Source organism: Paenibacillus sp. EB106-06-01-XG199, from assembly GCF_058791575.1.
Genome location: NZ_JBYTDQ010000001.1, coordinates 148,837 through 169,902 on the forward strand (window position 1 = coordinate 148,837; position 21,066 = coordinate 169,902).

The window sequence follows — 21,066 nt, forward strand, 5'->3', positions numbered from 1 at the left end:
GAGGGGGAGACGCAATGACCGAGACAGCCAGACCAACCCTTTCCGGGCTTTTGGAACAGTTTGATACCATTGGCGGCCCGGAGGAGTTTGGTCCAGAAGGGTTTGCAATTATGGTGGCCTTGTGGCAGCGCAGTAACAAATTAGGCTGGCGAAGGGCTTGGAAAATGACTAACGCGGATTTGATGCAGCGGACGGGTATTAGCAACCGAGATACGCTCAACAAGTACCGTAAAAAGTTGGTTGAAGCGGGGCTGATCGGATACGTTCCACCGCCTCGGGGAAGTTCCAGAGGGGACTACTCGGTTAACTTTAACCTACTAGCTGTCGGTGAAGTTGTCGAAAATATTGACCACTTTGACAGCAATATCGACGAAGAAGCCCCCAAAGTGGTCAAGAATTTTGACCACTCAGGCAAAGTTGTCGAAAATATTGACCACTTCTCCGACACTGTATTAAAAGATCTTTCTTCTTCTGCTTCTTCTTCTGCATCTGCAGCAGCCAAGGAACCGGAATCATACGAATCATTTTATGCAGCACATAAACGTGTCTTTGGATTTGAATGCAACCCGTTTCAAGCAAACAAATTGGGAGTGTACATCGACCAGGATGGTCTGGACGAAGCGGTCATCATCCGAGCTATTGAAAGAGCAGCTCTAGCGGCTACTGGTTATCGCTTTAACCTTATCACCAAAATCTTAGACGATTACTTTCATTCCGGGGTCAAGGCCTTGGAACAGGCGATTGCCTGGGATGCAAACTTTGACGCTAAAAAACAAACGGGGAGCACCAGAGCTTCGCCTTTACAGACCAAACAACAGCGGGAACTCGATGCACTTGATCGATTTATCGAGGAGGAGGAGCGCCGTGAACAAAGTCGAAATCGCTAAATTGTACAAGGTCATCAAGAAACGTTATCCCAACTTCGACGCCAGCACGCAAGCTGTCGAAGAAGACTATGAAATGCTGCAGGACATCCCTTATGAGGTAGCCCAATCAAATATTCGACAGCACATCATGACCAGTGATTTCCCACCGAAAATTTCGCAGATCCGCGGCCGGCTTGGTGAGCAGATTGAGCGAGATCGCATGAGGGTAGCTACCGAACAGCACTTTGGAAATCTTGAAGCTTGGAGCGCTGCAGTTAAGCCGCCGCCAGCGGGCTACTGGGACAAAGTGAAGCGGAAGATCCGAGGCGAAGCAGATGCTTAACCAAGAACAAATGCTTGAGCAGATGGGCATCCAGCCGCCAGTTGACCTAGAGGCAGAACAGGCGGTGTTGGGAGCAGCTCTTCTGGATCAGACAGCTTTCGATGCTGCAGCTGACATCCTGCAAGGCGGGGAATTCAGCGAAAAAGGCCACGCCCGTATTTTCCGGGCAATGCGCAAGTTGAATGATGCTGAGCTGCCGATCGATATGGTCAGCTTGACCTCTCAGCTCAAGGATAGCGAAGAGCTTGAAAAGGTCGGAGGCGTCAGTTATCTATCACGGATGGCCGGCGCTGTGCCTACCGTTGCGAATGCCAGCTATTATGCCGAGCGTGTTCTGGATATGTTCCTCCGTCGTCAGGCGATTGATACGGCCATGGACCTGCTGCGTAATGCTGGCGAGGAGCAGGACGTGAAGGGATTTATTGCGATGGCGGAACACGCTGTCTCGAAGCTCTCCGATCAGTCAGCCCCAACAAAGGAATTCGCGACGATGAAGGATGTGCTGATGCAGGTTTGGGAAGATTCCGAGCAGCGGTACAATGCGCGGGAATCGACACGAGGGATTACTGGCATCCGGTCCGGGTTTGACGATCTCGACAAGATGACGTCCGGCTTCCAGAAGAATGATTTGATTATCGTTGCCGCCCGGCCATCTGTAGGAAAGACGGCTTTTGCTCTGAACATTGCTCAGAATGTTGCGGTGAGAGCAGGGGAGACGGTCGCTGTATTCAGCCTCGAAATGTCGGCACCTCAGCTGGTCCAGCGTATGGTCTGCGCTGAAGGAAATATCGACGCCAGCCGAATGCGAACGGGACACTTCGAAGAAGATGATTGGGAGAAAATGGCCGTTGCGATGGGGTCATTATCTGAGGCTGACATATACATCGACGATACACCTGGTATTACTGTCAACGAGATTCGTTCCAAATGCCGGCGGCTGAAGAAGGAAAAGAACCTTGGCATGATTGTTATCGATTACCTGCAGCTCATTCAGGGGAGAGGGCAGCGGGGTGTGAACCGTCAGGAAGAGGTTTCACAAATCTCCCGTACCCTGAAGCAGCTTGCGCGGGAACTTGAGGTTCCGGTGATTGCCCTGTCCCAGCTCAGCCGCGGCGTCGAGCAACGTCAGGACAAACGCCCGATGATGAGTGACCTCAGGGAATCTGGTTCCATCGAACAGGATGCGGATATCGTTGCCTTCTTGTACCGTGACGATTACTACAACCAGGATGCCGAGAAGAAGAACATTATCGAAATCATTATTTCTAAGCAACGAAACGGCCCGGTGGGCACAGTGGAATTGGTGTTCTTAAAGGCTTTCAACAAATTCACTAATTATGAACGCGCTCATTCGGAACAGCCACCGCCACCTGCGGGGAATGTGAAAGACATGAATAAGCGCAAATGGGCATGAAGGAGGTCGATATGGACGAGCAATTTTACGGTTATTGCTTCCCGGAGCCGGATGGATGGCATACTCCGGCAGTGACGTTGAATAGTCCGGAAGAAGTTTTTCGTTATACGCAGCTCCATGGTAAGACAGGGATGTTCCGCGAGGTGAGGGTGACGGATGGCGGCGATTTTACTGTCGTGCAGATGATTGACGGCCTGTACACATGGCCTGAAGAGTGGAAGCAGCTGAATAAGGGGGAAACGGGCAATGAAGCAGGGGAAACGGCCGACCAGGAAACAGAAAATAATGTTAGCGGGTCTTGATCGGGTAGACCCAAGGAGCTGGCTGATAGAGCGTGACACACCTGAAGAACTGGTTTTGGTTAGTCGTAAGACGGGCAAGCCCAAGACGATTAAAAAAGGTGTGTAATGAGCAGGCGTAATTACTGGCACGTTTATAACTGGCTGCGCCAGCACTATCTCGCAACGGGCGCAGTAGCGGAACGAGTGGATCTTCTCGCAGAGTTCGCGGAGCTGGAGTCCGGGGAGATCGACGAAGGCATTGCAGAATTTGAGCTTGCGATCGGCAAGCGGAAACGGGAGGCGGTACCGGATGGCCAAAAGCACTAAGCACATTGATCCGTTCTTTCAGCAGCGACATTCCTTTTCTATTTGGGATGACGGTGGTCAGCTGGCTGGGACAGTGTTTGTACTCGATCCTGGAATGCTTCCTCGGATGCGGAGAAGGGGGCGGCGGAAGCGTGAAAATCATGGGAATCGACCACGGAACCAATTATGCCGGCTGGGCGACCATGCAAAACGGTAAGCCCCTCGCGCTGGGTTTGATGAATTACAGCAAAGTCAAAATGCCGAAGGTACTGGACTTCATATACCAAGATGCTTGCAACATGTTTGAAAAGGAACGTCCAAACATTGTTGTTCTGGAGCGGCCGGTCCACTTTAGAGGGGCTGGAGTTGTTTTGGCACTGGTTGGTGCCTATTCTATGGTCACACTGGCAGCTTTGCATATGAGAGTTGAGATTGCTCATATTCGACCTTCCGAGCTAAAAAAGCAAACGGGGAAGGGAAACGCCGACAAGGAGACGGTGGCCATCGAAATGCAAATGCTGTTCGATCTGAACTATGACAAACTGGCCGTTCCGGTTTTTTATGACCGTGACGACCCGAAAGGGAAGTACAAACGGAAGGACATCAAGGAACGACTGTATGACCCTTCTGACGCTTTGGCACTCTGCTGGGCTTACCACCAAATGTATTTAAAAAAACCGAGGGGATGAGGAAACATGATGAAAGATCATGCGAAATTTACAGGGGAACTTGCGAAAGGTATCAAAATCGGGGAGTCAAGCGTGGAAGTGAAGCTGCTTATCCCGCTGAAAGCTGCTTTGCCACATTTGCTCTTCTTGAGCAGTAACCAAGGGGAGGAAGTAAACGTGTTTCTGGGAGACCCTCAGGCTTCCTTTGATTTTGGGGATGAAGAAGGCGATATGTATCAAGCGAACCCTGGCCGCCGCGTAACCACTGACGCTTCTGGCGTGGTTACGAGCATTGAAAAGCGGGAAGGGGACGATCCAAACCAGGCCAATTTGTTTGATCAGCAGGAAGGCTCGGACAGTGAACGGCTTGATGCTGATGAAGGGGAAGGCTCGCCGGATCAGGCCGAGGGTGACGGGCAGCAAGAAGGAGAACCAGGCAGCGAGGAAGAGCTTGTTGACGATGGATTGAAGCCGGAATGGTTGGATGAGCAATCCGGCGGGGAGCCGGTAGAAGAGCAGGGAGAGCCTGCGGCTGACGGCCAGTCTGACGAAGTTGTAGAAGAGGGTTCCGAAGAAGAGCAGAACCCCGAAGGTGTAAGTACTCCGGAAGAAGTGAGTAAGGAAGCGCTGGAAGCCTTTATTCTGACCAATCGGCCCGTTTATGACGACATCGAAATTGACGGCACACCTATTCTATTTCCCGAGCTGCTGCAGGAGCGGTTAGATCTGAAAAAAACTTGGAAGGAAATTGCCCAGGAGAAAGAGGTTAGCCCATCCGTGTTATCGGCCAAGTGGGGCGCCTACAAGAAGCGGGTTGAGAGAAATATGAAGGGTGGCGGGGGAGCAGCGTAAGCTGCTCTTCTCTTACAAAGGAGGGGTTGGCGATGCGAACAGGCTTGAACAAGTTAACTAGGGAGCATTACGAGACCCTGCTCAGCATTCACGCCGAAGTCGTGTTGGAGAATGCTATCGAGCAGCGGTTGCGGCGCCTGATCGATCAGGCACTGGATCAGGGGGATGAGGCTGCATTTCGGCTCTATGTGGCTGAACTGGCCGGAAAGATGGTGGCGGACAATCAATAATATTGACGTGATCCCGCCGATAACCCGGTGTCGCTACTGTAATGCCGATGTCATTTGCGTGTCCACGCTTGAATTTTACGGTAGAGACTACGGCGCCCACGTTTACAAATGCACCGGATGCGAGGCATATGTCGGTACGCACAAGGGTACTCGGATACCGCTTGGAACTCTGGCCACTAAGGAGCTAAGGAAACTGCGTAAGCAGGCCCATGCGGTTTTCGACCCCGTCTGGAAAGATGGCCATATGCTGCGGTATTCCGCATATCGGCGATTAAGCGAATTTATGGGAACTAGTCGTAAGGATACCCATATTGCAATGTTCAACGAAGAGCAATGCCGGCGGATTATCGCCGGCTTTCGAAAATTTGTTCTGGCTGGTGGGAAGAAATGACGGAATCCCAGCAAGCAATGTTAGTGATTGATGACGCGCTGAAATACTGCGCAGCCTGCCCGCAGCGGGAAGAACTGATGCGAGAACACGGGGCGATCTTTTCCAAAATAGATGGCTATTGTAACCGGGAGTGTCCGGTGGGTGGTCTGTTGCAGATTCAGGGAAAGAAATTAGTACGTGATCATACGTGAAATGAGGAAAGCAGATGGATGAGCAGGAGCGTCGGCGAATTTTTCAAAAGGTGAAATCGATGTCAAATATAAAATTTTGGAACTGGATGAATTTCGTCCACTCCCGGGCCTATGCCAAGGCCCAGCAGCACTATGAGGAAGCTATGGGGATCGTCCTGCAGCCAAAGCAGGCTGCGGCAGTGACGGCAAAGGCCAAGGAGATCCGGGAGACTTGGGACGGTATGGCGACAATCACAATGGATGAGACAGAAGGAGCAGAGCTCAAATCAGTAGGGGGCTGAGTTGAAAGGGGGCTTATCTGTTGGGGGCTTTGGCGATACAGGAAGCGGCGCTACCATGTAAGGACAAAGAAGCTTATATTCAGTCGGGGCTTCCGTGGGTTCACACATTAGCTCGTAAGTACAGTCCAAATAAGGATTGCCTGGAGGATCTGATTAGTGAAGGTACGATTGCACTCCTGGAGTCCTACGAACGATTTGACCCACATCGGGGTGTTCTGGTTTCTACATTTGCATATCACTCCATCAAAGGGCGAATGTTCGACTATCTTCGAGATCAATCTGGTAACATCCGTCCATCTGATAAGGCGTTTCGTGTAGGGCATCGAATACTGAAGGGTGAATTACAGCATCTCTCTGAATCTGAAATTGCTGAGGTATTAGAGATCAGCGTGGTGCAAGCGAGATTTGGACTTCAATCGATTCGGACTTTTAGGCAAAAGTCGATGGACCAGATATTTTCGGAGGGGACGTATACATTTTACGATATTCACGGTGTTGAAGATGATTTTTCTTTGTTTTGGCTCCGTGAGTTTATCACTACCTTGCAGGATGAGGAAAAACAAATTTTCATCGATCTAATGAACCACGGACATAGAGTTATGGCAAGGATGCATGGTCTTCATCTAATGGTAGCCCATGAAAAGGTCAGAGAGATTAAATTGAAATTCAAATCGTTCATGGGAATAGAAGAAAGCGAGGGGAGCTTCATGAGTACGTCTGCTACCGCAAGTCCAATGAAAACTAGGAAAATCAATTCAGAAGAAGCCAAACAACATGGTGTCAAGACTGTATTGGACAACGTGGAATGGTTCACGGATACTGCTTCACCGATTACACCTACCATTGGTATCACTTCAACCGGTCTTAATTTAAACCCGGCAGCTGCAAAACAACTTGACGTCGTACTTAAGCAATTTATTCAAATTGGTTACAACGCTGAACTTATGCGCCTGGTCATCCGTAAAGCGGAAACCGGCATCAAATTGTCCAAGGGTTACGGAGATACGAAGGGAGCTGCTGCAGCTAGCAGCAAGCGCCTAAGCGAATGGTTGAAGGGAAAGCATATTGAACGGAAAAGATATGCCTTGGAGTATGACGAGACGGCTGCTGTGCATTACATCCAAGTGGAAATTGTTGAGGAGGGCTAAAATTGGGACGAGCTAAAAATTGGACACAGGAAGAACTTGAGTACCTTCAAGATCGCTGGGGGGCATGCAGCCTGAAATCTATTTCCCTTCGGCTTGGCCGCAGCATAGAAGCGATTAAGCTGAAGGCGGGGAGGATGGGGCTGAAGGATTCACGTATGAGTTTTGACGGCATTACCGTGAATCAGTTGTCCTTGGCACTTGATAAATCCTATAACCAAATTGTTAGGTATTGGATTCCACAGTATGGATTCCCGGCAAGACGGAAGATATTTGCCAGTAGCGCCCGGGTATTGGTCATAGGATACGAGGATTTCTGGAAATGGGCGGAGCAGCACAAAGAAATGATTAACTTGGCCAAAATGGAGCCGAATCTTCTTGGAGCTGAGCCGGCTTGGGCGAAGGTCAAGCGGAGAGCGGACAAGATGCGGTCGCAGAAGACATATCAGTCAGTGGGCTGGACGGTTGAGGAAGACCAGCGGTTGGTGCAAGTACTCCGGACTAAGGGAATGACCTATCCGGAAGTCGCCAAGTTGTTTGATCGTTCCGAGGCTGCAGTGAGACGTCGGCTGCATGATCTCGGTGTCAAAGTGCGTCCGGTCCGGCTTGAGAATCACATCAAGTACAAGGCAGAGGAAGTGGAGACGCTGTTGCGAATGGCCCAGGAAGGCTATAGCTATGAAACGATTGCCCAGGAGCTCGGAAAGAGTGCTCTGGGGGTTCGCGGGAAGCTTGAGCGGATGGGCTTTGATTTCAAACGCCGCAAACTACTGGAGGTCGTGAAATGACTGAACTCAGCAGCGCGGAGAATGCGCGAATTGAAGAGTGCCTGCATGAGGGGCGGATCACCGAACATCAGGCGGAAGTCGTGCGCGCGTATCTTCTGTGCGAAGACCTGAGTAGAACGGCAAAGGCAACCGGAACCAGCTATACGTCAACAGCCTCGACCTTAAGCCGGCTGAAGAGTATTGGAGTGTTGGAGAAGAAAGGCAGCCTTTCCCCGTACAAGCTTCGTGAGAATGTTACGGAGCCAGCAGTTTCAGAGAAACATGAAATCAACCGGCTTTCCATCCAGTCAGATATCCATATCTCAGATTTTGAGCGTAATTGGATGATGGAACATTACCCCAAGCTGAAGCATAAGCGAGGAGCTGCTGCGGCAGCCCTCGGGTGCGATCGATGGAGGGTATGTCAGCTGGCCATTGCATTGAAGCTGGATCAAAAAAATGCGTCATCCGGATAAGGGAGGTCTGGCCATGAAGGAATATGCGGTCTATAAAGGGGAAGAAATGCTGGCAATGGGTACGGCTGATGAATGCGCAAGGGTCATGGGAGTGAATCCAGAGTATATTCGTTGGCTTACAACCCCCACCGCTAAACGTAGGCTGGCCAAGCGGAAAAATCCTGACAAATGTGTTGTTGGAGATGTGATTGAGGAATAACAAACCTATTAATGGAGGGAATCTCATGAAAAACTGCATTGAATGTACGCATAAGCTTACAGCCTTCTCTGATATTTCTAGTGTTCAAGGATTGGAACAAATTGATGATACGTGGTTCGGTCTTTGCGCTGAGGGGCATACGAGCAACCTTATTGAATTCCTCAGAGAAAACGGAAAACGGAATCGTGCGGAAATCCACGAGGAATTTTCGTGTTTTGAAGCTACGAGTATGGGTAAAGCGATTGATCTCATGTTTAATCTCTCTAATGAGCTGCTGGGACAGGTTAAATCCTCAACGGAGAAAAGTAACTTGAAATATACAATATCATGTTTCGCAACTGGAGGGCCGTTCGGCGCTGGAGTATATGAGGTGCATAACGAAGATGGAAAGTATCTGGGCTGCTGCTCTGTTACGGCTCTCAAGGAGAAAGGGCTTGTCCGCAGGATTGACCAGTCTAAAAGGGCTGAAGCATTCTTGAACACTGACGAAGGTCGGAATTGGTTTGAAGTGAACCGGACTATATAACTGGCCTAGGCACATAAGGAGAGATAAACGATGATTGAAAAGAGTAGCCGCGAGATCCTACGTGAAGATTATGGCTTTCAAGAACATGTGCTGTCCGGCCTGACGGATGAGGAATGCACTGAGCACCTTGAGTCAATTGAAATGTATCCAGAGGATTAACCACCCTCTACCTCCCTGAATGGTAAAACATATAGTTGATACCAATGAAAAAAAGAATTAAAAAAGCAGCCGTTACTATGCCAAGCCAGATAAGTACCTTTGTTCTTCGATTCATTAAATCACCTCGTCAAATTATACCATATGGAGGCATAAGTATTATGAGCTAAGTAAAGCGCAAGTATTGGATACGCTGTGGATTCGACGACGAATTTATAACGGATTATCAGGAAGATGGAATGGAGAACGGTAAGGTACATGTATTTTGCGGGAACTGCGGAACTCCCGTAGAGGAAGGGGGCAGCCATGACATTTCGACCATTAACGAATCGCCAGGCAGAAACACTTGAACTTATTAAAGGCTTTATTGATCAAAAGGGCTATGCTCCATCTGTAACGGAGGTGGCAGAGCTGCTCAAATTAAAGTCACGTTCTACTGCGCATTCACTGGTTAAGCAATTAGTGAACAAGGGTTATCTTGAGAAGACAGATTTTGAGGTCCGGACACTACGGGTTGTAGGGCTGGAGGATAGTAATGCACTTAAGCCATATGAAGCCATGCGTGATGAAAACGCGCGGCTGTTGCAGGAGAATGCGGAGCTGCGGAAAAAGCTTGCGGGCTTTGAAAAACGATAATATGTAAAGACCCCCATATCCTTGGCCAGGGCGGGGGTCCTTCAGTTAAGCCATCCTCTTGACATTATAGCATAAAGGGGAGTAGGGGGATGGCTATGGTTTGGGGGCAGGATGAGCTTTTTCCAACAGCGAGTGAGACAGAGATCCAGCGGACAAAGTTTCTCCTCTGTAAATTTAAAGGCATGTTGTTGTTAATGAGTGATTACGAAGGATATACGAGAGATATGCAACAGGTAGCTATTGATGGAGAGGTCGCACGACGTATTGATCAAGATGAACTGCACGCCGACAAGTCTGCTAATGCCGTTATTTTGATAGAAAAGCAACGGTGGGTATACGAGCAGTACCGGCTCTATACCGGCGTTATTCGGAGGGCGGCGGTATTAATTCAAGATAATGATGCACAGCGTGCGATCCAACACAGATACATTGAGGGTCACTCATTTAAGGAGACGGTAATGTTTTTTAGGCATGGCATGAGTGATAGCACTATTCGGAGGAAGCTCAGTGAGGGAACCAATAGTGTTGCAAATACATTAAAGCTGATGGGGTTCTTCGAAAATGATAACGCGAAATTTTGAAGTTGATTTAAAATGTAATTCCCCTTAGAAAGCATAATCTAAGGGGAATTTATGTACCGTTGAATAACCCTATTTTCTTCATCTTGTATTGTTTATTACTCAGAGTGATTAGAGTACTACAACCAGCTAATAATTATTTGTTGATCAATATCATGTTTTAATTTGTATATTGTTCTTAAATACTTAACAGCTAGCATTAATAATATTGACGCCTTATCAAAACTGTTTGGAACTGTTGGTTCGACTCCGAAATGTATAGCATTTCTTGAATCCCTAACTACTTCAGTCCAGTAGAAAATTTCTGATAAATGAGTAGGCTTAATTCCAGATTGTTTGGTAATATCTTCAAACCAATCTTGTCTATTGTATAATTTAATAGTCTGATCTAACTTCCAAACAAAATCATCTTTACCTTTGAATTTCTCTACAACCTTCTGGTAATCTGGCTTCTTATGCTCTACTAATTTCAACATTGATAATCCTAGTTCAATCCAGGCACCTTCTACAGCTTTTCCAAGCATAGTAACCGCGGGCCTGTACAACTCATTTTTAAAACAAAGTATGCTATCTTTCAATGCTTCTATAACATCTTGATGGGCATTAGATATGTTTGTTTCCAAGATATAAATATCAGGATCGGAGAAAATAAAGTTATTTGAACTTGCTGAAAAGCCCTTTTTTATTCTCAATGGAACCTGAATCATGAATTTCTTAAATGAAAAGTACCCATCTACTCCTGCTTGATTTGATATGTTTGTATATGGCAAACCAATATCTAATACGTACGGAGCATCAAATTTCAAAAAAACAGTTGAATTAACTAATGATAAAATAGCCTCACAAAACGGGATGCTGAATTCAAAATAGGACTTTATTGAGTTTATCTGAGATTCGTTCAACTCAATATCTGGATAAATAATAAACTTTGATGGTTTCACAACATCATGTAATGCTAAAAAATCATTTAATGCAGTGGGGACATCGATTATATCATCCTTTAAATTCGATTTATAATTCATGATAAAAGATTTTGCTTGCAGAAATCTTACTGTCGCTATGTTTACTTCAGTAAGAATACGATCTTGAATAATTTCTGGGCTTGTCATGTTAATACACTCCTTGATCAATTTGGTACTTAATACTGTACTGTAACGATTTCAACTAATTATGACTGGAATTTGACCATAACATGACCGTAAGTTGAACACCATATGACTGTTTATCCGTGATACTATGAGAACGTGGAAATCAGGCGAGAGTGACACGCACGGCTGCAGCGATGCAGCATTAACCGGGGCGTACCTCCTCTCGCTTTTTCTATTTCGAATAGTGATCTAAGATCATACCGCCGATCAATCCAATTGAAAGGACGATTACTATTCGTATCACTGCCTTTTTAAAAAGTTCTCGCAATACATCGTCTCCTTATACTCATTTTTTACAGTATAATCCACTAACCGACATGTGGATATGAAAGAGTTAGAGAATTTATGGATTCGAGAGTCCGCGCACCAGGAATGGCCAGAAATCGTTTCTGGTCCTTTTGACTCTCGTTTCATGCGGTTAGTAAAATGGTCTTGTCCTCCTTTGTTACAAAGTCCGTATAGATTTTAAGCAAAGAGCGCAGCGCATTTGCTGCGGATGCAGAGCGGACGCCGTTCTTTAAAGCGTGTGAATTTTGTTCAAAACGTAATTTTATCGATGAAAATCGTACATATCAAAGCCGAAGTCGCTCATTATTGGGCGGCTTTTTTATATTGGGGGAATTAATTTGAAGAAGAAGCAACAGCAGCGGCGTTTAAAAGATCCACCTCAGCAGCCGGCTAAGTGTAAGAGCTGCATATGGGGCCGTTGGGAAGGAACAGCTCAGTTTTGTGGCAGAGTAAAGTGTCAAAAAAGATAAGTGGTAAAAATTTCCTCTATAATTTGACGCGATGTTGGGGATAATTCATTTGAAAATAAAAATAAAGGAGTTGTAAGAATGCCAGAAAGTCAGACAGTTCAACTTGATGTTGCTTCTTCACGTGTAAGTGACCCAGCATTTTTTATTGAAACAGGTTCATTAGAACCTCCTGTAGTCACATTGGCGCATAATCAAGATTATCCTTCGGTAAAAGATTTTTATGCAAGACAACACACATTTAAACAAGACAGAACGCCAGACAAACAAGGTGTTGAGGTCCATATTCGGTTTGATGGAGAACCTACTGGGCATGGATTGTTTTCAATAAATCTAGCTCAACCAAATATGACAGGTGACTTTACAGTGATCCCAACAAGACACTAGTACCTTTTCGTTTCAAAGAGCACCTTCGGGTGCTTTTTTCATGCTCAAAAAACAGCCTTCTGCGAGCCATTCTCAGGCTTTGAATGCAAGAACGTGTGTTTGTGTGGTGAAGCGTGGAAAAGAGCAGGACGGGCCGATTCTCTTTGTCTCTCGCTGAGTTTCTGCCTACCCCAAGATGAAAAACCAACTCAACTCAAAGAAGACAAAGACATATACCATAGATTACTGGTATATGTCTTTGTTCATTATGGCTATTAGTGTCCGTTATGATGTAATACCCATTCCTCCTGATGGAAATGATGACCATGTGGATCATCAGAATGTCTTGGATTAAAGGCCCAGTGATAACCATCCGGAGCTGGTCCAGAAGGATTTGTGGTTGGAATAGAGTTGTGAGGGTCTACGAAGGCCATGTGAGCATTTACAAAAGATCCTACATGACAGTGATCAGGGTGACAATGAGCTTCGTGGTACTCTTCAATGTGCATAGGAATTAGCTGATGGTTGTGGTCATGGGACATATATTTCATCCTTTCTGATTTGGGATCGACTTTAGCATGAGCAACTGCTGCAGAGATTATAGGGTGTTACTAATATTGACACAAAGTAAAAATTGTCAAGGAGGGTCCATATGGACATCAGAATCATACCAATTGAGCAGCTCAACGCAGCTGTCTATAATCCCCGTGTCGACCTTAAGCCCGGCGACACTGAATATGAAAAGCTTCGCCGCAGCCTGGACGAGTTCGGCTATGTCGACCCGATTGTTTGGAATGAGCAGACCGGCAACATGGTCGGTGGCCATCAGCGGTATAAGGTGCTGGTAAATGAGCAGGGCTGCACGGAGCTGTCCGTCAGTGTGGTCAATCTGGACCCGGAGCGCGAGCGCCTGCTGAACATTGCCTTGAACAAAGTGTCTGGCCGTTGGGATGATGATGCCCTTTCGAACCTGCTGGTTGATTTACAGCAGGATGGGGCAAATATTTCCCTTTCGGGTTTTGATGAAGTGGATTTAAAGCAAATGCTTGGACAAATTGAAGTCCCGAATTTTGAAGAAGGCACGACTGAAGATCAGGGAAATTTAGGGGTATTGAGTTCAAAATTAGTCACTTGTCCTCATTGCGGAGAGGTGTTTGAACATGATTGATCTTAAAGTGGCCTGGGCGACGCATGCGGCTGCTAAGTTTTCCTGTGAAAATTTTCATTACAGCCACAGCCTTCCAGCAGGTAAATCAGTCAAGGTCGGGGCATGGGAGGACGGCCAGTTCATCGGGGTAGTCATTTTTAGCCGAGGCGCAACGAATCATATTGGTTCCCCTTACGGGTTGACACAGCGCGAATGCTGCGAGCTGACGCGGGTTGCATTAACCAAGCATAAATCATTTGTATCTGAGATCCTGGCCAAAGCCATACGGTTCCTGAAGGAGCAATCTCCGAACGTAGAACTGATCGTCAGCTATGCCGATGTTGAACAGAATCATTACGGCGGAATTTATCAGGCCACCAACTGGATTTATGAAGGGAAGACCGGCGGGGAACATTATTTCATCATCAATGGTAAGAAGACGCATCCCAAGTCCGTGCATTCCCGGTACGGTACTGGCAGTCAGAGGATTGAGTGGATCAGGAATAACCTTGACTCGAATGCCGAGATTTATTGTACAGCTGGCAAGCACAAATACCTGATGCCGTTAAATAAGAAGATTCGCAAGAAGATCCAACACCTGCACAAGCCGTATCCAAAATATAAGGAGGACGCGTGAACGTCCTCCCCATCACCCAGGGTATCCCCCGGCTGAGACAGCGGCGCGCCACGCGTGGCATTTCCAGACATCCGCTGTCTCGCATTCCATCATAACGGATAGCGGAGGGGTACGTAAATGGGAACACAAGATGAAATTTTATTGCAGCATGAGCTCGAAGTCATGGCCGGTATCCTGGAAAGCAAGGCTCAGTACCGCAAAATTGTTAAAGCCGGCATAGCCAAGTGGGTCAAGGACTTTCAGGCTGGCCGCATTGAAATTAAGACGGTCGACGATCTGAAGAAGCTGATTGAAATTGATATTGAGCTGCAGAGGGAAGAAATCTAACGGAATAAAACTAATAATTTGAGAATATAAATGTGAACAAGTTTAACTTGCTAATTATTGGACACAAATATAAGATAAATTGATAGATGATTTATTAATTTCATCTTTAATTTGGGGGGCACAAATGAAAAATTTTGACTCTAGAACTTATAGTATTAATGATTATATTGAGTGGGAGAATAATAAGCAGTTAGAACTCTCACCGAAATTTCAGAGACGTTCTGTATGGAGTGACTCGGCTCGTTCATATCTTATGGATACAATACTTCAAGGTAAACCAATTCCTAAGGTGTTTATTCGACAAAAACTAAATCCAAAAACTAAAAAGTCAATGAGAGAAGTAGTTGATGGTCAACAAAGACTTCGAACAATTCTTTCTTTTATCAAGGACGGTTTCCAAGTTAATAAAAAGCACAATGATGTTTATGGAGGTCTTTATTACAGTCAACTGGATGAAGATGTACAAACGAATATTCTGAACTACGAAATTTCTACTGATCTTTTAGTAAATATGTCAGATGTAGAAGTTCTAGATGTCTTTAGTAGACTTAATTCTTACTCTGTCACATTAAACACACAGGAAAAACTCAATGCTAATCACTTCGGCCCTTTTAAAAGTCTTGCAGAAAAACTAGCACATCTGTATCACGACTTTTGGATAAACAACACTATTTTAACTAACCAAAAAATTCTTAGAATGGAAGATGTTTATTTAACTTCTGACATTCTCATAGCTATGCTTGAAGGGATTCAAACAAAAAAGAAAATACCTTCATATTATGAAAAGTATGAGAAAAGTTTCTCGCATGATCCTATAGTTTTGGCTGAGCGATTTGGAGAAATAATGATTTTAATTGATAAAATTTTTCCAAATGGTCTTTCAGTAAGTACATTTAAGCGAGTTCATCTTTTTTATACACTCTTTACAACCTTATATCACATGCAGTATGGATTGCCGAATTTAAACGCTTATAGAAATGAGATTTTGGATCAAGATATTTCTAAGGTTAGTATAATTTTAGAGGGAATTGAAGGTATATTTGTTGAAGATGATATTAGAGAACTTGATAAAGATGAAGCTCAGTTTCTTTTAGATTCAAGAAGAGCTACAACTGATAAAGCGGTAAGAGAGCGCAGAACAATTTATCTATTGAAGTTACTTGAATCAAAATGGAAATAAATGAAGCATTGTATATTTTTCGTTGGGAAATTGCTGAGGTAAATAAGATTGTTGATTTTGCTTACTCTAAAGACACTAACGGAGATGACATTTGTGACGAGTCTCTACAAAATTTCATTGTAAGTAATTCATTTTTAAAGCTTTTTATTGCATGGGAAGGTTTTTTGGAATCTTCCTATATTTCATTTCTATTGGGTAATCAATCAATATTGGGGACGCAACTTACTAGATATGCAAATCCGATTAATGAAGAACATGCACATAAGATTCTAATAGGAACACAGAAGTACGTCGACTGGAGCAATCCTGATATTATCAAGAAAATTGCTAATCTGTACTTTTTGGACGGAGATCCCTTTCAAACAGTCATTAGTTCAATACAAAATGATCTTTTTGATATGAAAACTATTAGAAATGCTGCTGCGCATATTTCAACTACTACACAAAAAAACTTGGATTCACTAGCTTCGAGAAAATTGGAAAGACCTGGAATGATTTTGAATGCTTTAGTATCTACTTTCTTGACTTCAGTTTTGCCTCATACTTCTCCAGCTCAAACTGTCCTGGAATATTACATTTCAATTATTGAAGCAGCTGCCGATGCAATATCACAAGGTTGAATCTAATTACAAATCTATTTTAGTGAAGACGAGCGGAAAGCTTGTCTTTTTTTTTGGGGGTGGTGAAATGTAGCATGGCCAGAGAACGCAGTCCCGAGCGGGACAAGGCAAAACAGATGTGGTTAGAGAGCAGTGGGACTATGAAGCTTAAAGACATCGCCGCTGCTCTTTTTGTTGGCGAAAATAAGGTCCGCAAATGGAAGTCAGTTGACCGTTGGGCAGAGGATCTCAATGGGAACGTTCCAAATGAAACGAAAGGGAGCGTTCCACATCGCGGCGCTCCCAAAGGGAACAAAAACGCTGCTGGTAATCGCGGCGGCGCTCCCCCAGGGAATCAGAACGCCAAAGGTAACAGCGGCGGTGCTGGTGGGCCGCCTGGCAACAAGAAGGCAGTCACTACCGGTGAGCATGAAACCATCTGGCTGGATACCTTGACCGAGACCGAGCAGTTGCTCATCGATCAGGTGGACACTGATCCAATTATTCAGGCAAATGAATCTCTATACCTCTTGACGATCCGGGAACGTCGCATGATGCAGCGGATCAAAGCCCTGATGGATGGTTTAACTGAAACGGAGCGTAATATCTTTTATGAGCTGAAGGCTATCAAGGAAGTCGCAACAATTCACGATGAGAAGACCGGCATCACGAAGAAGATTCCGCATAGCCGTAATGAAATGATGGAGTCCAAGATTGAGGAGAAGGGCTTCCGGAAGTTGGACGACATTGTGAAGCTAGAAGAAGCGCTGACCCGCATCCAGGATAAGAAGATCCGGGCCATTGAATTGAAGAACCGACTGACCGATGAAGAGAAGCAGATACGCATCGAGACGATGCAATATGAGTTGCAGATGCTGCGCGGTGGTGGAGGTAAGGAAGACTTTGAGGATGATGGCTTTATCGATGCGCTGAAGGGAATGGCGGCGGGAGTGTGGAACGACGATGGCGAAACTTAAACTCAAGCCGCCGGCGTTCAAGTGGTCCCCTTTTTCGAATAAGCAGCTAAAGGTGCTTACTTGGTGGACGCCGGAAAGCCCGCATCATGACAAGGACGCTATTATCTGTGATGGATCGGTTCGGGCCGGCAAGACGGTCTGCATGTCTTTCTCCTATATTGCCTGGGGGATGGACACTTTCCGTGGGGAGCAGTTCGGTATGTCCGGTAAGACCATTGGCGCGCTACGCCGTAACGTAGTCGGGCCGCTGAAGCGCATGCTGGCCAGCCGCGGGTATCATGTTCATGACAATCGATCTGAAAATGTCCTGACCGTAACCCGGGGGCTGGTTAGCAACCGGTTTTTCTTGTTTGGTGGCCGAGACGAGAGCTCGCAGGATTTGATTGCCGGAATCACGTTGGCCGGCATGTTCTTTGATGAAGTTGCCTTGATGCCGAAGTCCTTTGTTGATCAGGCTACCGCCCGTTGTTCCGTAGATGGAGCCAAACTCTGGTTCAATTGCAACCCTGCTGGGCCGTATCACTGGTTCAAGGTGGAGTGGTTAGACCAGCTTCAGAAGAAGCACGCGCTGCATTTGCACTTCACGATGGAGGATAACTTATCTCTCTCCGAGCGGGTGCGTGAGCGGTACCGGCGTATGTATAGCGGAATCTTCTACCAGCGGTACATTCTGGGGCTGTGGGTCATGGCCGAGGGAGTCATCTTCTCCAAGTTCGATGATGCAGTTCATAAGAAGGCGCGGGAATGGTTCCCGGCTAAGTTTGACCGTAAGTTCATTTGCATCGACTATGGAGCCAACAACCCGACGGCATTCCTAAAGTACGGGGTTCGCGGGAACGTGTATTATGAGCTCGATGAGTATTATCACAACATCCGCCGTAAAGGTGAGAAAACGAATGGCGAATATGCTGATGACCTGGAAGCCTTTATTGATGGCGATGAGTATTCAATCTTCATCGACCCGTCAGCAAAGGCTTTTATTATTGAGCTGAAGAAGCGCGGTATCAAAAATATCCGAGCTGCTGTGAATACAGTGCTAGATGGAATTCAGACGGTGTCCAACCGGTTCCAAAACAATGAGTTGTATATCTGTGCTGACAACACCAATTCCCTTCAGGAGTTGGTGTCTTACGTATGGGATGAAAAAGCCGCCGAGCGTGGCGAGGACAAGCCCATTAAGCAAAACGACCATACCTGTGACGCACGCCGGTATGGCATTCATACTGATTATCTACTGCAGGAAGTGAAGCAGCGCAAGAAGGAGAGAGGGGAGCGACATGATCATGGCGTTGGGTGGGTGTAATCATGACTAGTGAGGCGCAATGGTTTCAAATATCAAAAGCAGAGGACCGGCATATCCCTTCCAGCGCTCAGCTGCCGGATAGCTTTGAAAACCTCTACGATCAGCACGGGCTGCTGCCTTTCCCTCCTGGCAACGACCCTGCCTCCTGCAAGCTGCTGGTCAAGAACAGCAACATCATCCCGCAGTGCATTGAGGCGTATAAAAGGAACATTGCCGGTTATGGCATTGCTTTGGAGTACATTCCGGGAGAGAGTGATCAGACCGCGCTGGAGGAGTGGAACAGGGCTGATAAGTTTCTGGAGACCTGTAACCTGGAGGATACGCCGGATGAAATTATCAGTTCACTGATTGAGGATATTGAGAGCAGTGGGAATGCAAATGTGGAGGTCGCCTGGCCTGCCGGCAGCGAATTTCCGACACTCTACCGCATCAATCCGAAGTTTGTTCGTTGTACCCGGGAAACCGATAAGGTGACGATTAAACGGAAGCGACTGATCCGATCATCAAAGAATGTCGAGGAATTCTCCCAGGACATTTACGCGCGAAAGTATGCTATGAAGCGCGGGCAGTCTGTGGTATGGTTCCGACCGTTTGGGACCGAGGGTCAAGGCAATCAGATTATTCCACTAAAGATAGGGAATGACGGCCCGTACGGAGAGCCACGCTGGTTTGGGAATGCGCCGGGCGTGGTAGGCAGCCGGGAGGCTGAGGAGCTGAACGTTTCCTATTTCAGCAATGGCCGCATGCTCTCAATGCTACTGACGGTAACCAATGGCCGTCTGACTAAGAAGTCTATTGAACTGCTGCAAAAAGTAAAGGGTTCGCAGTCGCAAGGGGGAATTCTGTACCTGGAGGCGATAGGTGAGGAAACGGGTGGGTTGGTAGATGAAAAGATCGAAAAGGTATCTATCAAGCTGGACAAGCTGAACGATCTGCTGCAGCAGGATGCCTTATTCCTGGAATACGGTAAGGAGAAGAAGGCAGATATCCTTTCTGCGTTCCGACTGCCGCCAATCTTGGTAGGCCAGAGCTCCGATTACAACCGTGCCACGGCACAGGCCGCGCTTCGATTTGCAGAGGAGCAGGTCTTCGAACCGTACCGCAAGTGGATTATGGATGAGATCTTTAATAAGCGGCTGTTCCCGGCCATGGGCATCTTCCGGGTGCGGGCTACCCTGCGGGGGCCACGGATTATCGATCCAGAAGACCGTAAGGCGCTGCTGGACTTTATCGCAGACAAGGGAATTATGCTGGTTCGTGATCTGATTCCTATCGCTGAGGAAGTACTAGATACAACCATTGATGAGTCCAAGTATAGTGAAGAATACCTGGATACACCAATTGCTCAGCTCTTAAACAGCCAGCCGGCATTAACCGTTCCTGAACCTGACACCGATGCGAATGATCTGCAGGAGCAGGTATCCACCATCGCCAAGCGCTTGTTGCGGCAGAGTCATGAGGAGGCAACTGGTCATGTGTAAGGAATGCTGGGAGCGGATCGCCAAAGCGGACGATACCGAGTTCCTGGATAGCCTGGAACTGACCCATGCGGAGCGTAAAGTACTGGAGGAGCTGTACAAGCAGGGAGAGATTCGGATTGTCGAAATCCTTGAGCTTCAGGGGAAGGCACTACATGATGCGATTATGGAACTCAGCGAGGAACTGCTGATTGATATTGGTGAGCTTGGCAAGGTTCTGCTCTCAGTCCAGAGCGGGGATCTCTTCACAGTTCAGTTTGAACAGGCGGTATATGATGCTTTTCAACCTCTTTATCATCTTGCTGGCGAAACAGAGCTGATTGCGCTCGATCCTGACAAAACATGGTCCATCAAGAACAAGGCCGCTTCCCGTTTTGCGAAGAACCTGCAGCAGCTTGTTCCGGACATGAACGGAACCAGCAAGGACGTTATGACCCGGGCCTTTCAGAAAGCCATCAAGGAGGGCAAGACACCTTCCGAGCGAGCGCTTCTGGTACGGGGAATCAGCGAGGCTGCTGCTTCAGCCGAAGTCGGCCCATTTACTATGGAACGGGCTATTAAAGTCTCCCGTACGCTGAGCACGGCAGCGGCCAATGGAGGTAAACTGGAGGGCTGGAAGCAGTCCGAGGTGGTAACCGGGAAGAAGTGGAGATCTTCCAAGGGGGACCGCACCCGGAAGACACACCGTAAAGCCAACGGCCAGGTGCAGCCGCTGGATAAGCCTTTTGAAGTTGGTAAGAGCAAGCTGATGTTCCCCGGTGACCCAAGCGGACGCGCGGAAGAAATTATTCAATGCCGCTGCACCATGCAGTCTATATTGCAATAAGAAAAGTAGTTTCATAA

At 46.8% G+C, this 21,066-nt stretch carries 31 protein-coding genes; 30 read left to right on the forward strand and 1 reads right to left on the reverse strand.

Features of this window, described 5'->3' with window-relative positions; all coding sequences use genetic code 11:
- The first annotated feature begins 14 nt into the window (after positions 1-14).
- From AC3WT9_RS00830 to AC3WT9_RS00925, 20 genes are all read left to right on the forward strand, one after another.
- Positions 15-887 carry a DnaD domain protein gene (locus AC3WT9_RS00830; protein WP_492407173.1) on the forward strand — a complete coding sequence of 291 codons (873 nt, stop codon included), beginning with the start codon at positions 15-17 and terminating at the stop codon, positions 885-887.
- Positions 865-1,209: a replicative helicase loader/inhibitor gene (locus tag AC3WT9_RS00835; RefSeq protein WP_492407174.1), complete on the forward strand. Its 345-nt coding sequence runs from the start codon at positions 865-867 to the stop codon at positions 1,207-1,209. Before AC3WT9_RS00830 ends, AC3WT9_RS00835 begins: the two co-directional genes overlap by 23 nt.
- The gene (gene dnaB, locus AC3WT9_RS00840) at positions 1,202-2,623 is read left to right on the forward strand and encodes a replicative DNA helicase (RefSeq protein WP_492407175.1); all 1,422 of its coding nucleotides are present in this window, start codon (positions 1,202-1,204) and stop codon (positions 2,621-2,623) included. The genes AC3WT9_RS00835 and dnaB overlap by 8 nt, the downstream gene beginning before the upstream one ends.
- A gap of 11 nt (positions 2,624-2,634) precedes the next feature.
- Positions 2,635-2,925: a hypothetical protein gene (locus tag AC3WT9_RS00845; protein WP_492407176.1), complete on the forward strand. Its 291-nt coding sequence runs from the start codon at positions 2,635-2,637 to the stop codon at positions 2,923-2,925.
- The gene (locus AC3WT9_RS00850; protein ID WP_492407177.1) at positions 2,909-3,031 is read left to right on the forward strand and encodes a DUF6906 family protein; all 123 of its coding nucleotides are present in this window, start codon (positions 2,909-2,911) and stop codon (positions 3,029-3,031) included. Before AC3WT9_RS00845 ends, AC3WT9_RS00850 begins: the two co-directional genes overlap by 17 nt.
- The gene (locus AC3WT9_RS00855; RefSeq protein ID WP_492407178.1) at positions 3,031-3,231 is read left to right on the forward strand and encodes a hypothetical protein; all 201 of its coding nucleotides are present in this window, start codon (positions 3,031-3,033) and stop codon (positions 3,229-3,231) included. Before AC3WT9_RS00850 ends, AC3WT9_RS00855 begins: the two co-directional genes overlap by 1 nt.
- Positions 3,232-3,371: 140 nt before the next feature.
- Complete coding sequence (locus AC3WT9_RS00860) at positions 3,372-3,899, forward strand: crossover junction endodeoxyribonuclease RuvC (protein ID WP_492407473.1); 528 nt, start codon at positions 3,372-3,374, stop codon at positions 3,897-3,899.
- Between the two features lie 6 nt (positions 3,900-3,905).
- Positions 3,906-4,730 carry a hypothetical protein gene (locus AC3WT9_RS00865; RefSeq protein WP_492407179.1) on the forward strand — a complete coding sequence of 275 codons (825 nt, stop codon included), beginning with the start codon at positions 3,906-3,908 and terminating at the stop codon, positions 4,728-4,730.
- Positions 4,731-4,762: 32 nt separating this feature from the next.
- Positions 4,763-4,960 carry an IDEAL domain-containing protein gene (locus AC3WT9_RS00870; protein ID WP_492407180.1) on the forward strand — a complete coding sequence of 66 codons (198 nt, stop codon included), beginning with the start codon at positions 4,763-4,765 and terminating at the stop codon, positions 4,958-4,960.
- On the forward strand, positions 4,917-5,351 hold the full coding sequence (locus tag AC3WT9_RS00875; protein WP_492407474.1) for a zinc-finger-containing protein: 435 nt from the start codon (positions 4,917-4,919) through the stop codon (positions 5,349-5,351). The genes AC3WT9_RS00870 and AC3WT9_RS00875 overlap by 44 nt, the downstream gene beginning before the upstream one ends.
- Positions 5,348-5,542 carry a zinc-finger domain-containing protein gene (locus tag AC3WT9_RS00880; protein WP_492407181.1) on the forward strand — a complete coding sequence of 65 codons (195 nt, stop codon included), beginning with the start codon at positions 5,348-5,350 and terminating at the stop codon, positions 5,540-5,542. Before AC3WT9_RS00875 ends, AC3WT9_RS00880 begins: the two co-directional genes overlap by 4 nt.
- A 59-nt stretch (positions 5,543-5,601) precedes the next feature.
- On the forward strand, positions 5,602-5,823 hold the full coding sequence (locus tag AC3WT9_RS00885) for a hypothetical protein (protein WP_492407182.1): 222 nt from the start codon (positions 5,602-5,604) through the stop codon (positions 5,821-5,823).
- Between the two features lie 20 nt (positions 5,824-5,843).
- Entirely contained in the window at positions 5,844-6,971 is a 1,128-nt protein-coding gene (locus tag AC3WT9_RS00890) for a sigma-70 family RNA polymerase sigma factor (protein ID WP_492407183.1), read from the forward strand.
- 2 nt (positions 6,972-6,973) lie between these two features.
- Positions 6,974-7,756 carry a hypothetical protein gene (locus AC3WT9_RS00895; protein ID WP_492407184.1) on the forward strand — a complete coding sequence of 261 codons (783 nt, stop codon included), beginning with the start codon at positions 6,974-6,976 and terminating at the stop codon, positions 7,754-7,756.
- Positions 7,753-8,211 carry a hypothetical protein gene (locus tag AC3WT9_RS00900; protein WP_492407185.1) on the forward strand — a complete coding sequence of 153 codons (459 nt, stop codon included), beginning with the start codon at positions 7,753-7,755 and terminating at the stop codon, positions 8,209-8,211. Before AC3WT9_RS00895 ends, AC3WT9_RS00900 begins: the two co-directional genes overlap by 4 nt.
- 13 nt (positions 8,212-8,224) lie before the next feature.
- Positions 8,225-8,410, forward strand: a complete 186-nt coding sequence (locus AC3WT9_RS00905) for a hypothetical protein (RefSeq protein ID WP_492407186.1) — start codon at positions 8,225-8,227, stop codon at positions 8,408-8,410.
- Between the two features lie 25 nt (positions 8,411-8,435).
- Positions 8,436-8,936, forward strand: coding sequence for a hypothetical protein (locus tag AC3WT9_RS00910; RefSeq protein WP_492407187.1), 501 nt, complete (start codon positions 8,436-8,438; stop codon positions 8,934-8,936).
- 30 nt (positions 8,937-8,966) lie between these two features.
- Positions 8,967-9,095: a hypothetical protein gene (locus AC3WT9_RS00915; RefSeq protein ID WP_492407188.1), complete on the forward strand. Its 129-nt coding sequence runs from the start codon at positions 8,967-8,969 to the stop codon at positions 9,093-9,095.
- 303 nt (positions 9,096-9,398) lie between these two features.
- Positions 9,399-9,728: a LexA family protein gene (locus AC3WT9_RS00920; RefSeq protein ID WP_492407189.1), complete on the forward strand. Its 330-nt coding sequence runs from the start codon at positions 9,399-9,401 to the stop codon at positions 9,726-9,728.
- Between the two features lie 89 nt (positions 9,729-9,817).
- On the forward strand, positions 9,818-10,309 hold the full coding sequence (locus AC3WT9_RS00925) for a hypothetical protein (RefSeq protein WP_492407190.1): 492 nt from the start codon (positions 9,818-9,820) through the stop codon (positions 10,307-10,309).
- 116 nt (positions 10,310-10,425) lie between these two features.
- Here AC3WT9_RS00925 and AC3WT9_RS00930 read toward each other — a convergent pair whose 3' ends face one another.
- On the reverse strand, positions 10,426-11,415 hold the full coding sequence (locus AC3WT9_RS00930) for a hypothetical protein (protein WP_492407191.1): 990 nt from the start codon (positions 11,413-11,415) through the stop codon (positions 10,426-10,428).
- An 875-nt stretch (positions 11,416-12,290) separates the two neighbouring features.
- On the opposite strand from AC3WT9_RS00930, the gene AC3WT9_RS00935 reads away from it, so the two are divergent.
- The 10 genes from AC3WT9_RS00935 (at position 12,291) to AC3WT9_RS00980 (ending at position 21,049) form a co-directional block, all read left to right on the forward strand.
- Positions 12,291-12,596, forward strand: coding sequence for a hypothetical protein (locus AC3WT9_RS00935; protein WP_492407192.1), 306 nt, complete (start codon positions 12,291-12,293; stop codon positions 12,594-12,596).
- A gap of 631 nt (positions 12,597-13,227) precedes the next feature.
- The gene (locus tag AC3WT9_RS00940; RefSeq protein WP_492407193.1) at positions 13,228-13,743 is read left to right on the forward strand and encodes a ParB N-terminal domain-containing protein; all 516 of its coding nucleotides are present in this window, start codon (positions 13,228-13,230) and stop codon (positions 13,741-13,743) included.
- The gene (locus tag AC3WT9_RS00945) at positions 13,736-14,359 is read left to right on the forward strand and encodes a Mom family adenine methylcarbamoylation protein (RefSeq protein WP_492407194.1); all 624 of its coding nucleotides are present in this window, start codon (positions 13,736-13,738) and stop codon (positions 14,357-14,359) included. The genes AC3WT9_RS00940 and AC3WT9_RS00945 overlap by 8 nt, the downstream gene beginning before the upstream one ends.
- Before the next feature lie 117 nt (positions 14,360-14,476).
- The gene (locus AC3WT9_RS00950; protein ID WP_492407195.1) at positions 14,477-14,686 is read left to right on the forward strand and encodes a hypothetical protein; all 210 of its coding nucleotides are present in this window, start codon (positions 14,477-14,479) and stop codon (positions 14,684-14,686) included.
- A gap of 124 nt (positions 14,687-14,810) precedes the next feature.
- Positions 14,811-15,866 carry a GmrSD restriction endonuclease domain-containing protein gene (locus AC3WT9_RS00955; RefSeq protein WP_492407196.1) on the forward strand — a complete coding sequence of 352 codons (1,056 nt, stop codon included), beginning with the start codon at positions 14,811-14,813 and terminating at the stop codon, positions 15,864-15,866.
- Positions 15,857-16,486, forward strand: a complete 630-nt coding sequence (locus tag AC3WT9_RS00960; RefSeq protein ID WP_492407197.1) for a hypothetical protein — start codon at positions 15,857-15,859, stop codon at positions 16,484-16,486. The genes AC3WT9_RS00955 and AC3WT9_RS00960 overlap by 10 nt, the downstream gene beginning before the upstream one ends.
- A gap of 74 nt (positions 16,487-16,560) precedes the next feature.
- Complete coding sequence (terS, locus tag AC3WT9_RS00965) at positions 16,561-17,442, forward strand: phage terminase small subunit (RefSeq protein WP_492407198.1); 882 nt, start codon at positions 16,561-16,563, stop codon at positions 17,440-17,442.
- Complete coding sequence (locus AC3WT9_RS00970; protein ID WP_492407199.1) at positions 17,429-18,745, forward strand: PBSX family phage terminase large subunit; 1,317 nt, start codon at positions 17,429-17,431, stop codon at positions 18,743-18,745. The genes terS and AC3WT9_RS00970 overlap by 14 nt, the downstream gene beginning before the upstream one ends.
- Positions 18,746-18,747: 2 nt before the next feature.
- Positions 18,748-20,226 carry a phage portal protein gene (locus AC3WT9_RS00975; protein ID WP_492407200.1) on the forward strand — a complete coding sequence of 493 codons (1,479 nt, stop codon included), beginning with the start codon at positions 18,748-18,750 and terminating at the stop codon, positions 20,224-20,226.
- Positions 20,219-21,049: a phage minor head protein gene (locus AC3WT9_RS00980; protein ID WP_492407201.1), complete on the forward strand. Its 831-nt coding sequence runs from the start codon at positions 20,219-20,221 to the stop codon at positions 21,047-21,049. Before AC3WT9_RS00975 ends, AC3WT9_RS00980 begins: the two co-directional genes overlap by 8 nt.
- Positions 21,050-21,066 lie beyond the last annotated feature (17 nt).

What these genes read in the sequence shown, in the direction of transcription:
- AC3WT9_RS00940 (WP_492407193.1), top strand. Translation starts at nt 13,228, where the DNA reads ATGGACATCAGAATCATACCAATTGAGCAGCTCAACGCAGCTGTCTAT.
- AC3WT9_RS00925 (WP_492407190.1), top strand. Translation starts at nt 9,818, where the DNA reads ATGGCTATGGTTTGGGGGCAGGATGAGCTTTTTCCAACAGCGAGTGAG.
- AC3WT9_RS00845 (WP_492407176.1), top strand. Translation starts at nt 2,635, where the DNA reads ATGGACGAGCAATTTTACGGTTATTGCTTCCCGGAGCCGGATGGATGG.
- AC3WT9_RS00880 (WP_492407181.1), top strand. Translation starts at nt 5,348, where the DNA reads ATGACGGAATCCCAGCAAGCAATGTTAGTGATTGATGACGCGCTGAAA.
- AC3WT9_RS00915 (WP_492407188.1), top strand. Translation starts at nt 8,967, where the DNA reads ATGATTGAAAAGAGTAGCCGCGAGATCCTACGTGAAGATTATGGCTTT.
- AC3WT9_RS00900 (WP_492407185.1), top strand. Translation starts at nt 7,753, where the DNA reads ATGACTGAACTCAGCAGCGCGGAGAATGCGCGAATTGAAGAGTGCCTG.
- AC3WT9_RS00855 (WP_492407178.1), top strand. Translation starts at nt 3,031, where the DNA reads ATGAGCAGGCGTAATTACTGGCACGTTTATAACTGGCTGCGCCAGCAC.
- AC3WT9_RS00955 (WP_492407196.1), top strand. Translation starts at nt 14,811, where the DNA reads ATGAAAAATTTTGACTCTAGAACTTATAGTATTAATGATTATATTGAG.
- AC3WT9_RS00980 (WP_492407201.1), top strand. Translation starts at nt 20,219, where the DNA reads ATGTGTAAGGAATGCTGGGAGCGGATCGCCAAAGCGGACGATACCGAG.
- AC3WT9_RS00885 (WP_492407182.1), top strand. Translation starts at nt 5,602, where the DNA reads ATGTCAAATATAAAATTTTGGAACTGGATGAATTTCGTCCACTCCCGG.
- AC3WT9_RS00920 (WP_492407189.1), top strand. Translation starts at nt 9,399, where the DNA reads ATGACATTTCGACCATTAACGAATCGCCAGGCAGAAACACTTGAACTT.
- AC3WT9_RS00830 (WP_492407173.1), top strand. Translation starts at nt 15, where the DNA reads ATGACCGAGACAGCCAGACCAACCCTTTCCGGGCTTTTGGAACAGTTT.
- AC3WT9_RS00960 (WP_492407197.1), top strand. Translation starts at nt 15,857, where the DNA reads ATGGAAATAAATGAAGCATTGTATATTTTTCGTTGGGAAATTGCTGAG.
- AC3WT9_RS00945 (WP_492407194.1), top strand. Translation starts at nt 13,736, where the DNA reads ATGATTGATCTTAAAGTGGCCTGGGCGACGCATGCGGCTGCTAAGTTT.
- AC3WT9_RS00875 (WP_492407474.1), top strand. Translation starts at nt 4,917, where the DNA reads ATGTGGCTGAACTGGCCGGAAAGATGGTGGCGGACAATCAATAATATT.
- AC3WT9_RS00905 (WP_492407186.1), top strand. Translation starts at nt 8,225, where the DNA reads ATGAAGGAATATGCGGTCTATAAAGGGGAAGAAATGCTGGCAATGGGT.
- AC3WT9_RS00970 (WP_492407199.1), top strand. Translation starts at nt 17,429, where the DNA reads ATGGCGAAACTTAAACTCAAGCCGCCGGCGTTCAAGTGGTCCCCTTTT.
- AC3WT9_RS00860 (WP_492407473.1), top strand. Translation starts at nt 3,372, where the DNA reads ATGGGAATCGACCACGGAACCAATTATGCCGGCTGGGCGACCATGCAA.
- AC3WT9_RS00935 (WP_492407192.1), top strand. Translation starts at nt 12,291, where the DNA reads ATGCCAGAAAGTCAGACAGTTCAACTTGATGTTGCTTCTTCACGTGTA.
- AC3WT9_RS00865 (WP_492407179.1), top strand. Translation starts at nt 3,906, where the DNA reads ATGATGAAAGATCATGCGAAATTTACAGGGGAACTTGCGAAAGGTATC.
- AC3WT9_RS00950 (WP_492407195.1), top strand. Translation starts at nt 14,477, where the DNA reads ATGGGAACACAAGATGAAATTTTATTGCAGCATGAGCTCGAAGTCATG.
- AC3WT9_RS00850 (WP_492407177.1), top strand. Translation starts at nt 2,909, where the DNA reads ATGTTAGCGGGTCTTGATCGGGTAGACCCAAGGAGCTGGCTGATAGAG.
- terS (WP_492407198.1), top strand. Translation starts at nt 16,561, where the DNA reads ATGGCCAGAGAACGCAGTCCCGAGCGGGACAAGGCAAAACAGATGTGG.
- AC3WT9_RS00930 (WP_492407191.1), bottom strand. Translation starts at nt 11,415, where the DNA reads ATGACAAGCCCAGAAATTATTCAAGATCGTATTCTTACTGAAGTAAAC.
- AC3WT9_RS00975 (WP_492407200.1), top strand. Translation starts at nt 18,748, where the DNA reads ATGACTAGTGAGGCGCAATGGTTTCAAATATCAAAAGCAGAGGACCGG.
- dnaB (WP_492407175.1), top strand. Translation starts at nt 1,202, where the DNA reads ATGCTTAACCAAGAACAAATGCTTGAGCAGATGGGCATCCAGCCGCCA.
- AC3WT9_RS00870 (WP_492407180.1), top strand. Translation starts at nt 4,763, where the DNA reads ATGCGAACAGGCTTGAACAAGTTAACTAGGGAGCATTACGAGACCCTG.
- AC3WT9_RS00910 (WP_492407187.1), top strand. Translation starts at nt 8,436, where the DNA reads ATGAAAAACTGCATTGAATGTACGCATAAGCTTACAGCCTTCTCTGAT.